The following is a 15,698-nucleotide window of genomic DNA, read 5'->3' on the forward strand; positions in this document are numbered from 1 at the left end:
CTAAGCCATGACAAGGCTGTCATGGCGAGCCCCTTCCCGGCGCAACCTCACAGTGGGCCACCAGCCCACTTTACAGCCGGAGATAGAGCCAGATATCTCAAGATCACTGATCAGCGCGCCACGCTGATCTAGAGGGGGCACGAATGTTTTTTGCGAAGACTGGTCTGGCGGCGTTCGCCAGCTTGATGATCGTCGGCCTGGCGCCAATACAGGCGCAAGCTCAGCCCTCGCCGGCCGGGCTCAAACGGCTCAACGAGCTGGGCGGCTACGTCTCCGAAGCGATGTTCTGCAAGACCATGGGTTACGAGATCACCGAGGAATTCGATCGCTTCGACGATGCGATCAGGTCGGAGGGCGGCCGCTACGGCATCAGCCCGGAGGTCAGCTCCAGCTATGCTGAGGCGGCCATGAATGGGCGCACCCAGTCGCTGAAGGCCGAGTTCGAGCGCGCCGCTAGCGGGCTTTCGGCTGAAGAAGAAGCCGACGTCGAGGCCGCCGTCCCAAAGCTCACGGCCTTTACGTTGGAACGCGCCGAGCGGTGCCATCAGATCGCGGCCGATCCCGTCGGCTCCATTCTGGTTCCGAGACCAGCGCTCACCGCGGCCAGCTATTCCAGACAGTATGCTGACAGCCTGCTGGTTCTCGTCGGCTACGCCAGCTGGCAAACGCCCTTCATTCGAGCGGGAGGCGACATCGCCGAAGCCGTCGGCGTGTGTGAAGCTCATCTGAACCGCGCTCAGGCCGACGCCTATCTGGTGAGCCTATACAAGCCCAACCTGTTCAGCGTGGCCGTCGAGGACAAGGCTCACGAGTTCTTCCAGTCTCGCCGCCAACGCGGCCGCGACATCGCCGGCGACATGTCGCTGGACGCTGCGCAATGCACGCGCCTGCTGACCGGCCGCGCCGCCAAGTTGAAAGCGGCGCACTAGAGCCCACGGCGCGGCGGTCTCCTACGAAACCGCCGCCCGACCTTCCGGCGTCAGCGCCACCGCCGCGCCGATCAGCGCGGTGTGCGGATGCAGGATGACGTGGGTCGGGATCGCCTCGGTGTAGCCGGACAGGCGGCCCTTGGCCTCGAAGCGTTCGCGGAACGGGCTCTTTTCCAGGATGTCGATGATCCGCGGCGCGATACCGCCGGCGATGAACACGCCGCCGCGCGCGCCGAGCGTCAGGGCGATGTCGCCCGCGGTCGAGCCCAGCACCGCGCAGAAGCGGTTCACGGTCGCCAGGCTGTCGGCGCAGCCCTCGACGGCGCGCTCGGTGATCTGCTTGGCCGCGAGCGGGGCGACCTTGCGGCCCTCGGCCTCGGCCAGGGCCACGTGCAGGTCCTCCATGCCGGGGCCCGACAGGATGCGCTCGACCGACACCCGGCCGCCGTCCAGTTGTCTGGTCAGGGCGCGCAGCACCTCGATCTCGATCTCGTCGACCGGGGCGAAGGCGACGTGCCCCCCCTCGGTGGCGAGCGGGATCTCCTGGCCATGACGGCGCACGAGGCCGGCGACGCCAAAGCCCGTGCCGGGACCGAGGATGGCCAGATCGCCCTCCCCCGAGGTCGGCAGATGGCCGACCTGGCGCAGGTCCTTGGGCGATAGGCGCGGCGCGGCCAGGGCCTGGGCCGTGAAGTCGTTGATCAGCTTGGCCGAGCGAAAGCCGCCGGCCCGGCGCAGGCCGTCCTCGGAGATCGTCCAGTCCAGGTTGGTCATATGGACCTGGCCATGGTCGATCGGGCCGGCCACCGCCACCACCGCCTGGTCGGGATGCCTGACCCCGACCTTCTGCAGATAGTGCTCGATGGCGGCCTCGGCCGTACCGTAGTCCTCGCCCTTGTAGGCGGTGGGTTCGATCAGGCGCGGGTCCTGACCGTCGAATTCGACCAGGGCGAAGCGGGCGTTGGTGCCGCCGATGTCGCCGACGAGGCCGAGACCCCCGCTGTGATTGCCGTCCATGACCTAGCGCTTCCTCAAGCAAAGACGGACGCGCCGGCGTCGGCCGCGCCGACCCCCGCCCGCATCCATCCAAACAGTTCCCTGCCAAAGCCCGGCTTGGACGCCGGGACGTTCGCTGGCGTGCGGGCGCGCAAGACCGCCTCGTCCACCAGGATTTTCAGTTCGCCGGTTTCGGCGTTGACGCTGATCACGTCGCCGTCCTGGACGTAGGCCAGGGGCCCGCCCTTGGCGGCTTCCGGCGTCACGTGGATGGCGGCCGGCGTCTTGCCCGAGGCGCCCGACATGCGGCCGTCGGTGACCAGGGCGACCTTGTAGCCGCGATCCAGCAAGACCGAGATCGACGGCGACAGGTTGTGCAGCTCGGGCATGCCGTTCGCCGACGGGCCCTGGAAACGGACTACGACGACCACGTCACGGTCCAGCTCGCCACGCTTGAAGGCGGCGATGAAGTCTTCCTGTTCCTGGAACACGGCCGCCGGGGCGGTTATCACATGGTGCTCGGGCTTCACGGCCGAGATCTTCATCACGCCGCGTCCGAGATTGCCGGCCATCAGGCGCAGGCCGCCTTCCTTGCTGAACGGATCGGAGACCGGACGGACGATGGCGGTGTCCAGGCTCTCGGCCGTTCCCTCGCGCCACGTCAGCACGCCATTTTCGAGGTGCGGCTCCTGGGCGTAGAGCGACAGGCCGGCGCCGGCGATGGTCTGAACGTCCTCGTGGACCAGGCCGGCCTTCAGCAGTTCGCGGATCACGAACGCCATGCCGCCGGCGGCCTGGAAGTGGTTCACGTCGGCCGAGCCGTTGGGATAGACGCGGGCCAGCAGCGGCGTCGCGCGCGAGATGTCGTCCAGGTCCTCCAGCGTCAGCAGGATTCCGGCCGCGTGGGCCATGGCCACGAGGTGCAGGGCCAGGTTGGTCGAACCACCGGTGGCCATCAAACCGACCACGCCGTTGACGATCGATTTTTCGTCGATCATCCGGCCGACCGGGATGTAGGCGTTGCCCTTGGCGGTCACGGCGGCGGCGCGTCGCGCGGCTTCCTTGACCAGCGCCGCCCGCAGCGGCGTGTTGGGATGCACGAAGGCCGAGCCGGGCAGATGGAAGCCCATCAGCTCCATCAGCATCTGGTTGGTGTTGGCCGTGCCGTAGAAGGTGCAGGTGCCCGGACCGTGATAGCTGGCGCTCTCGGCTTCCAGCAGCTCGGCGCGACCGACCTTGCCCTCGGCGTAAAGGGCGCGGATGCGGGCCTTCTCGGCGTTGGGCAAGCCCGAGGTCATGGGACCAGCGGGCACGAACACCGCCGGCAGGTGGCTGAAGGTCAGGGCGCCGATCACCAGGCCCGGCACGATCTTGTCGCAGACGCCCAGATAGAGAGCCGCGTCGAAGGCGTCGTGGGAAAGGGCGACGGCCGTGGCCATGGCGATCACGTCGCGCGAGAACAGCGACAGCTCCATGCCCGGACGGCCTTGGGTGACGCCGTCGCACATGGCCGGCACGCCGCCGGCGAACTGGGCCGTGGCCCCGACCTCGCGCGCGGCTTCCTTGATCAGCGCCGGGTACTCTTCCAGCGGCTGGTGGGCCGACAGCATGTCATTATAGGCCGAGACGATGCCGAGGTTCGGCGCGTTCGGGTCCAGGGCGCGGACCTTATCGACGCCGGGCGAGGCGGCGAAGGCGTGGGCCCAGTTGGCGCAGGACAGCTTGGCCCGACCGGGCTGGCTGTCGATCGCCTGCTGCATGTTGGCCAGGTACGCGGCGCGGCTGTCCTTGCTGCGCGCCACGATCCGGGCGGTGACGTCCGCGATAACGGGATTGAGGCTCATTGGCGTTACTCCGCCCAGAGAATGCGGACCTCGGCGCGGTCCTGCTTCAGGATGGCGGCGACCGGCAAGGCCGGATCGACGTCGCCTTCCAACAACGCTTTCTTGGCCGTTCCGGTGACCAGCAGCACGATCAAATCCGTGCGCGTCAGGGCGGCCAGGGTCAGGGACAGGCGTGGCAGGTCCGGGGCCGGCTCGCCGGGCGGCACGGCCAGGACCGAACGTTCGCCGGCCAGGTCCAGGCCTTGGGCCAGCATCGGATTGCCCGGAAACAGCGAGGCGAAGTGTCCATCGGGACCAACGCCCAGCAACACCACGCCGAACGGCGCGGCGGCCTCGACGCCCTCTTCCGCCTTCAGCGCGCTTTCCTCGTGGGAGACGTCCTCGAAGAACAGCGGCGCGAACTGGGCCTTGGCCGCCTGCCCCTTCAGCAGGTGGCGACGGACCAAGCCCTCGTTGCTGCTGGAATCGGTCGGCGGGACGAAGCGCTCATCGGTCAGGGTGACGGTGATCTTGTCCCAGGGCGCGGTCATGCAGGCCATGCGGTCGTAGACCGGAGCCGGCGTCGTGCCGCCGGTCGCGGCGAAGCCCGCGCGGCCGCGGATCTCCACGGCCGTCGTCAGCGCCCCAACCAGGATCGAGGCGGCCGCATCGTAAAGGTCTTCGCGCGAGCCGAAGGCTTCCAGTTTCGCCGAGGCCATGGTCAGGCCTTCCAAGCCCGGCCGCCGGGCGAGATCAGGCCCTGGGACGATTGCGGCCCCCAGGTGCCCGCCGCATAGGGCGCCGGCTCGATGCCAGCCTCGGCCCAGGCGGCCGAAACCGCGTCGATGAAGCGCCAGGCCTGCTCGACCTCGTCGCGGCGCACGAACAGGGTGCGGTCGCCGCGGAAGGCGTCCAGGAACAGCTTTTCGTAGGCGATCCGGCGGCGGCCGCCGGTCTGGCCGAACGACAGCGACAGCGGCAGCGACTGCAGGCGCATGCCCTCTTCGGAGAGGCCCGGCCGCTTGTTCATGATCGTCAACGAGATGTCTTCGTCCGGCTGCAGGTCGATGACCAGGCGGTTGGCGCACAGTTCGCCGTCGGTGGCCGGGCCGAAGATGTTGTGCGGCAGCGGCTTGAACTGCACGACGATCTGGGTGCGGCGGTCGGGCAGGTTCTTGCCGGTGCGCAGGAAGAACGGCACGCCGTCCCAGCGCCAGTTCTCGATCGCGACCTTCATGGCCACGAAGGTCTCGGTCTTGGTCGGCTTGCCGACTTCCTCGACATAGCTCGGGCGCGCCCCACCCTCGACCACGCCGGCCACGTACTGACCGCGCACGGTGTCGTGGGCCACCGTCTCCTTGGTGAAGGGACGCAAGGACCGCAGCACCTTGACCTTCTCGTCGCGGACCGCGTCCGGATCGAAGCCCGACGGCGCTTCCATCGCGACCAGGCAGAGCAGCTGCAGCATGTGGTTCTGCACCATGTCCCGCAGCGCGCCGTACTCGTCGTAATAGGGCCAGCGGTCGCCAACCTTCTCGGTCTCGGCGATGGTGATCTGGACGTGGTCGATCGTGTTGCGGTCCCACAGCGGCTCGAACAGCACGTTGGCGAAGCGCAGGGCCGTCAGGTTCTGGACCGTCTCCTTGCCCAGATAATGGTCGATCCGGAACACCTGGCTCTCGTCGACCACGGCGGCGACGGCGGCGTTGGTGACCTTGGAGCTCTCGAGGTCGTGGCCCAGGGGCTTTTCGAGGATCAGCCGGGACTTCGGTCCCGTCAGGCCGGCCGCCTGCAGCGCCTGGCAGGCCGGACCGTAGAGGCTGGGCGACAGCGAGAAGAAGATGACCAGGTCGCCATGCTCGCCGATCCGCTCGGCCAGCTTCTTGGTGTCATCCTCGCTGGTGATGTTGGCGGGCACGTAGTCGAGCCGGGCGGCCAGGCGGTTCCAGGCCGCCTCCTCCACCGTCGCGCGCTTGCCCAGTTGCTCGCGGACCAGAGCCTTGTAGCTGGCGGCGTCATGGTCATGGCGCGCCACGCCGATGATCCGCAGATCGTGCGGCAGCAGCCGATCGACTTCCAGGAAATACAGCGAAGGCAGAAGCATTCGCAGGGCCAGATCCCCAGCGCCGCCCAGCAGCACAAGGACTTCGCGGCCATTTTCGCCGTCGCTTTTCTTCGTCACCAATGTCTTCCACCCTATGACAACGTTGTCATGACATGCCTGCGGCAAAATGGCAAGCGCGCGAGCGTGAAGGCCGGGTTGGGAGCCGGTTGAAGCCGTCCCCTGGGTCGACCGAAAGCCGCCGCCCGAAACGGGCGGCCGGCGGCCTTAACTAGGCCAAACGCGGAAGGCCCGCCATAAGACCAATGGCGTTTCGGGACCCGTTTTTGTGCACTTGAACGCCCCTGCCCGGCCAAAGGGCGAAAGTTCCGCCCTTGAGCGACGCGGGCGGACCTAGCGGCCGGCGCGGGCGGGCGAGCCAGCCGGCTGCCCGGTGCGGAACTTGTCCTTCATCCGGGCGACCCAGCCGCTGAACGCCTCGTTGTCGGCGCTGACGCGGCTGAAGTCCGAAGGCGAGACCGATTCGACGCCCAAGCCCTGTAGCGCCACGCGCAGTCCGTCCGGATTGGCCGCGGTGTCGACGAAGCGCGTCCAGCGCTGGCGCAGTCGCGCCAGGGCGACGTCGTCGTCCGCCAGGCTGTAGGCCACCGAGGCTCGCAGCAGACGCGCCTCCTCGGCCGACGACAGCGGCCCGGCGGTCTTCCAGCGATCGCCCAGCATGCGCTCGTAGAAACCGCCCGCCGTCGGCCAGGCATGCTGCTTCCAGGCGATGTCGGCGCGAATTTCCTGGCCGTCCTTGGTGTTGTCCCGCTCCACCAGCTCCAGCGCCGCGTCGTAACGGCCAAGGCCGATCAGGGCTCGGGCGGTGGCCAGACGCCGCTCGGCGTTCAGCGCCGGCGGAAGGATGGTGGTGCGCGTGGCGTTGATGGCGTTCAGCGCGTCCTCGGGACGCTTGTTCATCAGATAGATCCACGCCAGATCGGTGGCGACCTGGGCCTTCGGCACGCCGTTCAGGCGGTTGTCGACCTGGTACTTCAGAAGCTTGGCGGCGTCGTCGAGCAGATCGACGTCGACCAGGCGACGGACCAGGTTGCGGACCATCTGGTCGCCGTCGGCGCCGATCGGCGTCAGCTCCTGGAAGTCGTAGAACAGGCCCACGGCCTGGATGGGCTGCATGCCGTCGGCCAGGCCGTCCAGGAACAGCGCCCGGAAGGTGCTGGAGATGTCGTTCTGCAGGGCGACGGCCTCCGGGCGATCCGGCAGCGCCCGGCCGGCGGACCGCATCACCTCCAGGGCTTCGCGATAGCGGCCCTGGTCGATGTAGAGCTTTCCGAGGGCCCGAATGACGTCCATCTCGACGCCATCGCCGCGCCAGCGATAGCGCAGCTGGTTCATCGTATCGGCCGCCTTGGCCGCGTTGATCTGGCGTTTTTCGTATTGCAGCTGGGTGGCGCGCAGCAGGGCCGGCGCCGCCAGCCTGTCCATAGGCGCGCGGGCGATCGCCTGGTACATGCGCTGGGCGCGGACCTTCTCGCCCTTCGCCTCGAAGATGCGCGCCTGGACCAGACGGATCTCGAGCTGGTCCTCCACGGGGATCTTGGGCAGGGCCAGCGCCTTGGCGGCGTACTGGAACGCTCCGGTCAGGTCGCCGACGCCCAGGGCGGCCTGGGCCTGGGCGCCCAGGAACCGGGCCCGCCACACCGGCGGGAACAGGTCGAGCGCGCGCGCGCCGTTGGCGAACTTGGTGCGCGCGTCCAGCCACTGGCCGTTCTTGGTCGAGATGTAGCCGCGCCACAGCGCGCTGGACGGCTCGTCGGCCAGGACGGGCGAGGAGAAGTCCGCATCCGCCTCGGCCAAGCGTCCGGCCATGACCCGCGCCACGCCGCGCAGCCCGCGGAACTCCGGATCGCCCATCATCGTCTGATGCTTGCGGGCCCCGGCGTTGAGGACGCCGATGGCCTCGAACGACATCTGCGAGCCGACCAGGAAGCGCGCCAGGGCCATGCGCGCGGCGACGTCGGCCTCGTCGTCCGTCGTGCTGGAGACGGCGTTCTGCAGGGCGTTATAGCGCGCCAGGAAGCCGCCCGAGCCGGTCTTGGGCCAGGCCTCCAGGTCGATCAGCGCCGGCATCGACAACGGCTGGGGCGCGCCGGCGGCCGCCTCTTCGGGCGGCGCGGCGGCCGAGGCCGGCGAAAGGGACAGCCCCCTGGGGCGGCCGATCCGCACCTGGTCGGCGCTGGCCTGGACCATCAGGTCGGAGGCGTAGGCTTCGGCGGCGAGACCTTGCGCCGACTGCAGGAGCGCGAACTCCACATAGTCGCGGCGAGAGGTCAGGCCCTTGGCGGGCGGCAAGGCCGGGGCGACGATGATGCGGTCGCCCACGGCGGGATCGTCCACCCAGATCGCCCGCGTCACGCCGGCGACGGCGGCCGAAAGCGCCGCGGCGGGCGCGGCCTCGTCCCGGTTCACCTGAATGGCGTCGGGGCTCTGTTGTGGTCCGGGACCGAAGCTGACCCGCCAGTTGGGGCCCGACCCCACCGCCACATAGGGCTCGCCGATCGGCGCCACGACGCGTAGGGCGGTGTAGTCGCTCCCCTTGAACGCCTGGATCCGGGCGTAGCGCGGCGTGGTGACCGGAAGCTTGGAGATGTCGATGCGCGCGGGGGTGTCGAAGACGATCCAGACCGCTTCGCCCCGGCGGAACACCGCCGCCCCGGCCGGCGCGGCCCAGTCGAACGACAGGGTCACCTGGCCGTCGACGCGCTCGAAACCGGCTCGAACGACGCCGTCCCGAGGCATGGGATTGGGCCGCCCCACCGGCGGCTGTGCGGCCGCGGGCGTGGCCTGGGCCGCCGCGATGGGCCCGGCCTTGCCGTAGATGTTGACGAAGTCGACGCCCTCGGCCGAGCCCAGCTTGGCGTCGGCGTCTTCGGTCAGGGTGATGACCAGCTCCAGGACGCCGTTCACATGGCGGGCGTCGGCGCTCTTGACCCAACGCGGCGGCGCGATCTTCAGCCGGGACAGATCGGGATTGGCGTCACGGCTGAACCGCAGGACCAGCGTCTGGCCCTCGCGGTGCGGGATCATCCGGGCGCCCACGCTCCAGTGGAACTCGATCCGCGAGAAATCCGACGCCTGCGCCACGCGCACGTCCAGGGACGCCCGCGCCGCGACAGGCGGCGGCGCGGCGTAGCCGGACGGCGCCATAACGCCGGCGATGCACGCGGCGGCGACGCTGGCGCGCAGGAGCTGGCGAAGGGTCATGAGCCTCCCTTAACCGGCCTTCTTGGGAGCGCCCGCGAGCGGCGCGCCAGCGGCCTGCTGGCCCGGCGCGGCGGCTTGCGCGGCGTTGTCGGCGATCGCGGCCTTGCCCTTCTCCACGGCGGAATTGGTCAGGCGCGCGGCCAGGCGCTCGGTGAGGATCTTGGCGTCGCCCGGGCTCATATTGGCCAGGATCATCGCCAGCGTCCGCTCCTTCATCTTGGCGGCGATCGGCAGGCGCACTTCGTCCGACAGCAGGGTCATGCGGGCGGCGGCGTCCTTGGGCTTCATGCCCTGATAGACCACCACCAGCCGGTCGACCTCGGCCTGCTTCTGGGCGTCGACCTGGCCGAGCAGGCCCTGGATGTCGCCCTTCAGGCCGGTCAGGGCCTTCATCTTGGCGTCGAGCTTGGCCTCGGCGGCGGCCAGCAGCTGCAGCTGGACGTCGATGTCCTGCTCGCGCTGGTCCAGTTGGCCTCGGCGCGCGCCCAGGCTTTGAAGGACGCGCAGCTCGGCGGGCGAGAGACCCGCTTCCTTGGCCAAGGCGTCGGCCGACGGCGCGCAGGCGCGCGGAAGCTGCTGCGGAGCCTTGGCCGCGGCGGGCTGGCCCGCGCCTTCGGCCGAGGGCGCGCCTTCGGCGGCCTTGCCCTCGGGCTTGACGACACCCTCGGCGAAGGCCTTGGCGCCGCTCAGCATGTCAGGCAGCGACTTGGCGCCGGCCATGGCGTTGATGACCAGGACGCCGCCGACGGCGACGCCGACCAGGGGCAGGATGCGCGGAACGTTCTTCATCGGCGGGCTCTGGAACTGGATCCGGGACGCGGGGGTTCGCCCGGTCCGTCGAAGAGGTCATCATCGATCCGCGCCCGTGAACGCGGGGTTTCTTGGGGCGCGGCGGGCGCGCCGAGAATGGGGCGAGCGCCGGGCGGAAGGCGGGCTTCACGATCCAGCAGACGCTCGAAATCCTCGGCCTTCAGGCGACGCTCGGCGGCGCTCTGGGCCGGCTCGGGCTCGCGCCTCCCGCGAACGGGCGGCGGTTCCCGATCGGAGCGCGGAGCCGGCGCCGGGCGACCGATGCGCTCATCCAGCTGCGCCGCCAGGGCCTGGGCGCGCTCGATACGCACCGCCAGGGTCTCGGCCGCCTCGTCGGTCGCCGCGCGCAGGTCGGCCAGGCCCTGTTCGGCGCGGGCGGCGGCCTGGTCGAGATCCTTCACCGCCTTGGCGAAGCCTTCGTGACTGTCGCGCAGCGCCTTCAGGCGGCGTTCCAGCCGCCAGCCGAAGGCCAGCGCCGCGATCAGCAGCACCGCCAGCAGTCCGTTCATGGCGAAGGCGACGAGGCTCATTTCAGCTTCTGCACGGCCTTCTTGGCGGCGGGGGTCAGCGGCGCCTCGGCGCGGATGGCGATCGAGTGGTTGCGCCGTCCCATGCGGCCACGCGTCAGCGGGATCGCCCCGGCGCGCAACTCGACCAGGCTGTCGGGCGTGGCGTTCAGCATCAGGGTGTCGCCTACTTCCATGTTCAGCACGCGCGACAGCGGCAGCTGCTGCTCGTCGAGCACGGCGCGCACCTCCATCTGGGTCGTCCAGAGTTCGGTGGCCAAGTGGCCTTCCCAGATGTTGTCGCGGCCGAACTTCTCGCCCATGAACTGCTGCAGCAGCATCTTCCGGATGGGTTCCAGCGTCGCGTAGGGCAGCAGGAGCTCGATGCGCCCGCCGCGGTCTTCCATGTCGATGCGCAGCTTGACCAGGATGGCCGCGTTGGCCGGCCGGGCGATGGCGGCGAAGCGCGGGTTGGTCTCCAGGCGATCCAGCGAGAAGCTGACCGGATGCAGCGGCTCGAAGGCGCTCTTGAGGTCGTGCAGCACCACCTCGATCATCCGCTGCACCAGCACGCGCTCGATGGTCGTGTAGGGACGGCCCTCGATCCGCATCGCCGCCGTGCCGCGACGGCCGCCCAGCAGCACGTCGACGATCGAGTAGATCAGGTTGGAGTCGACCGTCAGCAGGCCGTAATTGTCCAGCTCCTCGGCCCGGAACACCGCCAGGATCGCCGGCAGCGGGATCGAGTTCAGATAGTCGCCGAAGCGGATCGAGCTGATGTTGTCGAGGCTGACCTCGACGTTGTCGGACGTGAAGTTCCGCAGGGACGTCGTCATCAACCGCACCAGGCGGTCGAAGACGATTTCCAGCATCGGCAGACGTTCGTACGACACCAGCGCCGAGTTGATGATCGCGCGGATGCCCGTGCGGTCCTCGGAGCCGTCGCCGGAGAGATCGAAGCCCAGCAGGCTGTCGATCTCGTCCTGGTTCAGGATCCGCTCGGAGCCGCCTTCGCCGCCGCCGTCATCCCAGCCGCCCATGCCGCCGGAAAAATCGCCGAACTCGTTCACCCCATCGCCGCCACCGGGAGGGTTTTCCGAGGCCCACTGGGCCATCGCCGCCTGATCGTCGTTTTCGTCCGCCATGATCGTTCGCCCAACCAGCCCGAAGGCTTAGTTGATCAGCATCTCCTCGATGAGGACCGCGTTAACCTTGGCCGGCGCGGCGACCAGGTTCACCCGGCGCAGCAGCTCGACGCGCAGTTGGTAGGTGCCCTGACTGCCGTTCAGGTCTTCGGGCCGAAGCTCGCGCAGGAAGGTCTGGAACATGTCCTGCAGCCTGGGCAGATTCGGCGTCAGCGCATCGGCCGTCTCTTCATCGGGCAGCTCGAAGGTGAGTTTCAGCTTCAGGAAGGTCGACTTGCCGTCGGCCGTCTGCATGTTCACGACGATGTCGGGCAAGGTGTAGAAGACCACGCCGTCGGGGCCTTCCTTGATCACGGGCGCGGCGCCGGGGGCCGCCGCGGCGCCCTCGCCTTCCTTCTTCTCGCCGTGACCGCCCTCTTCCTTCTTTTCCTTCTTCTTTTCCTTCTTTTCCTCGCCGTGCGCGCCGGCCTCGGCGGCCGGTTTGGGCTTCAGCAGCAAGAAGGCCGTCGCGCCGCCGCCGACCAGGACGAGAGCGCCCGCGGCGATGGCGATGATGAGGATAGGCGGCTTCTTCTTGGCGGGGGCTTCGCCTTCGGCGCCCTCTTCACCTTCGGGAGCTTCCTGATCTTTCTGGGCCACGCGCGCGGTTCCTTGGAATCTATACGCCTACACATGCGGGGGACATGGTTAACGATGTGTTTTGGAGGCCATTTGGTCGCAGGCTGAATCTGCCCGGCAGAGTCCGACCAACACCCCCTCGTTAACCCTCCTATTCGTTGTTTCCATTGATCTTTCAGGACTGGCACGAAGGTTGCTTCAGGAGGTTCGGCGCATTTGTCGCGCCAGCCGCCCGAGTTAACTCGCCATGGACAACGCGCTTTACGTCGGCCTTTCGCGCCAGATGACGCTTCGCCGCGAGCTGGACATCGTGGCCAACAACATCGCCAACGCCAACACCACGGGCTTCAAGGTCGAGGACCTGATGGTCCGGACCGAGCAGGCCAAACCGGCCAAGACCCTGGACGGCTCGGCCCCGGTGAAGTTCGTGCTCGACACCGGCGTGGCCCGCGACTTCAGCCAAGGCGCCATGACCAAGACGGGCGGCGACTTCGACCTGGCCATCGAGGGCAAGGGCTTCTTCCGCGTCCAGACCGCCGGCGGCGACCGCTACACCCGCGACGGGCGCTTCACCACCAATCCCGAGGGGCAGCTGGTCACCCAGGCCGGCCATCCGGTCCTCGACGACGGCGGCGGCCCGCTGACCATCGACCCGCGCCTGGGACCGGTGAACGTCGGCAAGGACGGCATCGTCACGCAAGGCGCGATCCGGGTCGGCAAGATCGCCGTGGTCCGCGCCGACGACCTGTCGACGATGGCCAAGGACGGCGACAACCTCTACCGCAACACCGCCAACACCACCCCGCAGCCCGCGCCGGACGCCATCGTCCACCAGGGCATGCTGGAAGCTTCCAACGTCCAGCCGGTCATCGAAATCACCAAGCTGATCGAGATCCAGCGCGCCTATGAAGGCGTCGCCAGGATGATGGACAACACCTCGGAACTGTCGCGCACCGCCGTCGAGCGGCTGGGCAAAGCCAATTAAGGAACGCTAGCCGATGCAAGCTCTCCGCACCGCCGCTTCGGGCATGTCAGCGCAACAGCTGAACGTCGAAGTCATCTCGAACAACATCGCCAACATGAACACCGTTGGCTTCAAGCGCCAACGGGCCGAGTTCCAGGACCTGCTGTACCAGACGATCGAGCGCGCCGGCTCGCAGTCGTCCAGCGACGGCAACATCGTCCCGACCGGCGTGCAGGTCGGCGGCGGCGTCAAGGCCGGCTCGGTCTACCGCATCACCGAGCAGGGCACCCCCACCCTGACCGACAACCCGCTGGACGTCGCCATCCAGGGCAAGGGCTACCTGCAGATCCTGCTGCCCTCGGGCGAGACGGCCTATACCCGCGCCGGCAACTTCTCGACCAACGACCAGGGCCAGATCGTCACCGAGGACGGCTATCTGGTCCAGCCGGGCATCACGGTCCCGCAGAACGCCACCGACATCATCATCGGCAAGACCGGTCTCGTGCAGGTGAAGCTGGACGGGCAGCCCCAGCCGCAGACGATCGGCCAGCTGCAGCTCGCCAACTTCATGAACGAAGGCGGCCTCGAGGCCATCGGCGACAACATGTACCTGGAAACGGCCGCCTCGGGCGCGGCCAACCTCGCCGCCCCGGGCGAGCCGGGTTTCGGCATGCTGCTGCAGCACTACACCGAAGCCTCGAACGTCGACTCGGTTTCGGAAATCACCGCCCTGATCACCGCGCAGCGCGCCTACGAGATGAACTCCAAGGTCATCACGACGACCGACCAGATGCTGCAGACCACCTCGCAGATGAGGTCGTAAGCCGATGAAAGCGCTCCTGATCGCCGCCGCCGCGCTCGCCTTCGCCGCCCCCGCCTTCGCGGGCTCGCCGGTCAGCCTGCGCATGGACACCACCGACGCCGATGGCCGCGTCACCCTGGGCGACCTGTTCGACGGCGTCTCGGGCACGGCCGCCGAGGTGGTGGTCGCCGCGCGGATGGGTTCCACGGTCGTGCTCGACGCGGGCCAGGTCCAGCTGTTCGCCCGCCGCGCCGGCTTCGACTGGAGCAACAGCCAGGGCGTGCGCCGGATCATCGTTCGCGAGGGATCCGACAACGGCGGCGCCTCGGCGCGGAGCGGCCTGGTCGGCGCCACGCGCGGCAACGTGGAAGTTCTTGCCTACGCCCGCAGCCTCTCGGCCGGCGAAATCGTCCAGCCGCAGGATCTAGTCTGGGTGAAGATGGCCGGCGCTCCCGCCGACGCGCCGCGCGATTCCGACGCCGTGATCGGCCTGGCCGCCAAGCGTCCCCTGCGTGAAGGCGCCGCAGTCTCGACGCGCGACGTGGGCGCCGCCCAGGTCATCAAGTCCGGCGATCTGGTCACCGTCACCTATGACGACGGCGGAATTTCCCTTTCGCTTCAAGGCAAGGCCATGGCCGCCGCCGCCACCGGCGACGTCTTCGCCGTGCAGAACACGCTGTCGAAGAAGATCATCCAGGCCGTCGCGACCGGCCCCGGGGCCGCCGCCGTCGGCCCGCAGGCCCAGGCCTTGCAAGTCCGTTCGCAACCCGTCCGTTTCGCCGCTCGCTAGAAGGTTCTCACGCCCATGCGTCGCCCCGCCCTCATCGCCGCCGCCCTACTGCTCGCTCCGCTGGCCGCCTGCTCCACCGTCAAGGAAGCCGTGAAGGGACCGGAACTGGCCCCGGTCGGCTATCCGGCCGCCCTGGCGCCGATCCAGCAACAATACGTCTCGGCCCGCGAGCCCGCGCCGCAGTCGGCCTCGGCCAACTCGCTGTGGCGCGTCGGCGCCCGCGCCTTCTTCAACGACCAGCGCGCCAGCCGCGTCGGCGACATCCTCACCGTGATGATCGACATCGACGACAGCGCCGACACCAAGAACCAGACCGACAGCTCGCGCACCTCGACCACCAAGGCCGGCGTGCCGCACCTGCTGGGCCTGGAGTCGAGCCTCGGCAAGGTCCTGCCGGGCGGCTTCGACCCCGCGAACGCGCTGGAAACCGGCTCGAGCACGACCAACGCCGGCGCGGGCAACATCAAGCGCTCGGAGAAGATCAGCCTGACGATCGCCGCCGTGGTCAGCCAGGTCCTGCCGAACGGCAACATGGTCATCCAGGGCACCCAGGAAGTCCGCACCAACGCCGAGCTGCGCCAGCTGACCGTCGCCGGCATCGTTCGCCCCGAGGACATCTCCTCGGCCAACACCATCCGCCACACCCAGATCGCCGAGGCTCGCATCAGCTACGGCGGCCGTGGCGACATCAGCCGCGTCCAGAAGACCCCGGCCGGCCAGTCGCTGATCGAGCGCTTCTCGCCGTTCTAGGTCTGGAACGTCCAAGGACGCCCCAGGCCTTCAAGATCGTCGGGCGCGGCCGCCGCAAGGCAGCCGCGCCCGATGCGTTTCAGGAGCCATTCAGGTCCCCGCTGCGTTGATCGGGCGAGGAGGACCGCCATGGCGCGCCGCATCACCGCCTTCGCCGCCTTGGGACTAGCCGCCACGCTCGCGGGCTGCGCGCACGAAAAGGTCGCGCTGGACGGTTATCGCTGGGCCTATCTGGAGGA

14 protein-coding genes are annotated in these 15,698 nt (G+C 68.8%); 5 read left to right on the plus strand and 9 right to left on the minus strand.

What is annotated here, in order from left to right:
- The first annotated feature begins 143 nt into the window (after nt 1-143).
- The gene (locus VJ655_RS08285) at nt 144-929 is read left to right on the plus strand and encodes a hypothetical protein (RefSeq protein WP_324110592.1); all 786 of its coding nucleotides are present in this window, start codon (nt 144-146) and stop codon (nt 927-929) included.
- A gap of 21 nt (nt 930-950) precedes the next feature.
- On the opposite strand, the gene glk is transcribed toward VJ655_RS08285, so the two are convergent.
- The 9 genes from glk to fliL all read right to left on the minus strand — a co-directional run bounded on the left by glk (nt 951) and on the right by fliL (nt 12,174).
- On the minus strand, nt 951-1,946 hold the full coding sequence (glk, locus tag VJ655_RS08290) for a glucokinase (protein ID WP_324110593.1): 996 nt from the start codon (nt 1,944-1,946) through the stop codon (nt 951-953).
- A gap of 14 nt (nt 1,947-1,960) precedes the next feature.
- Complete coding sequence (gene edd, locus VJ655_RS08295; RefSeq protein WP_324110594.1) at nt 1,961-3,769, minus strand: phosphogluconate dehydratase; 1,809 nt, start codon at nt 3,767-3,769, stop codon at nt 1,961-1,963.
- Between the two features lie 5 nt (nt 3,770-3,774).
- Nucleotides 3,775-4,467 (minus strand): 6-phosphogluconolactonase, encoded by a 693-nt coding sequence (gene pgl / locus VJ655_RS08300; protein WP_324110595.1) that lies wholly within the window; start codon nt 4,465-4,467, stop codon nt 3,775-3,777.
- A 2-nt stretch (nt 4,468-4,469) separates the two neighbouring features.
- Nucleotides 4,470-5,930: a glucose-6-phosphate dehydrogenase gene (zwf, locus tag VJ655_RS08305; protein ID WP_324110596.1), complete on the minus strand. Its 1,461-nt coding sequence runs from the start codon at nt 5,928-5,930 to the stop codon at nt 4,470-4,472.
- Nucleotides 5,931-6,203: 273 nt separating this feature from the next.
- Nucleotides 6,204-9,074: an endoglucanase gene (locus VJ655_RS08310; protein WP_324110597.1), complete on the minus strand. Its 2,871-nt coding sequence runs from the start codon at nt 9,072-9,074 to the stop codon at nt 6,204-6,206.
- A gap of 9 nt (nt 9,075-9,083) precedes the next feature.
- Nucleotides 9,084-9,863: a MotE family protein gene (locus VJ655_RS08315; protein WP_324110598.1), complete on the minus strand. Its 780-nt coding sequence runs from the start codon at nt 9,861-9,863 to the stop codon at nt 9,084-9,086.
- The gene (locus VJ655_RS08320; protein ID WP_324110599.1) at nt 9,860-10,414 is read right to left on the minus strand and encodes a DUF6468 domain-containing protein; all 555 of its coding nucleotides are present in this window, start codon (nt 10,412-10,414) and stop codon (nt 9,860-9,862) included. The genes VJ655_RS08315 and VJ655_RS08320 overlap by 4 nt, the downstream gene beginning before the upstream one ends.
- Nucleotides 10,411-11,535, minus strand: a complete 1,125-nt coding sequence (gene fliM, locus VJ655_RS08325) for a flagellar motor switch protein FliM (protein WP_324110600.1) — start codon at nt 11,533-11,535, stop codon at nt 10,411-10,413. Before fliM ends, VJ655_RS08320 begins: the two co-directional genes overlap by 4 nt.
- A gap of 27 nt (nt 11,536-11,562) precedes the next feature.
- Complete coding sequence (gene fliL, locus VJ655_RS08330) at nt 11,563-12,174, minus strand: flagellar basal body-associated protein FliL (RefSeq protein ID WP_324110601.1); 612 nt, start codon at nt 12,172-12,174, stop codon at nt 11,563-11,565.
- 226 nt (nt 12,175-12,400) lie between these two features.
- On the opposite strand from fliL, the gene flgF reads away from it, so the two are divergent.
- Genes flgF through flgH form a run of 4 tightly spaced genes read left to right on the plus strand, consistent with a single transcriptional unit; the run spans nt 12,401 to nt 15,459 of the window.
- Nucleotides 12,401-13,138 carry a flagellar basal-body rod protein FlgF gene (gene flgF, locus VJ655_RS08335; RefSeq protein WP_324110602.1) on the plus strand — a complete coding sequence of 246 codons (738 nt, stop codon included), beginning with the start codon at nt 12,401-12,403 and terminating at the stop codon, nt 13,136-13,138.
- 13 nt (nt 13,139-13,151) lie between these two features.
- The gene (flgG, locus tag VJ655_RS08340; RefSeq protein ID WP_324110603.1) at nt 13,152-13,940 is read left to right on the plus strand and encodes a flagellar basal-body rod protein FlgG; all 789 of its coding nucleotides are present in this window, start codon (nt 13,152-13,154) and stop codon (nt 13,938-13,940) included.
- Nucleotides 13,941-13,944: 4 nt separating this feature from the next.
- On the plus strand, nt 13,945-14,709 hold the full coding sequence (gene flgA, locus VJ655_RS08345; protein WP_324110604.1) for a flagellar basal body P-ring formation chaperone FlgA: 765 nt from the start codon (nt 13,945-13,947) through the stop codon (nt 14,707-14,709).
- Between the two features lie 15 nt (nt 14,710-14,724).
- Nucleotides 14,725-15,459 carry a flagellar basal body L-ring protein FlgH gene (flgH, locus tag VJ655_RS08350; RefSeq protein ID WP_324110605.1) on the plus strand — a complete coding sequence of 245 codons (735 nt, stop codon included), beginning with the start codon at nt 14,725-14,727 and terminating at the stop codon, nt 15,457-15,459.
- Nucleotides 15,460-15,698: the final 239 nt, after the last annotated feature.

This window comes from Caulobacter sp., assembly GCF_035254145.1.
GTDB lineage: Bacteria > Pseudomonadota > Alphaproteobacteria > Caulobacterales > Caulobacteraceae > Caulobacter.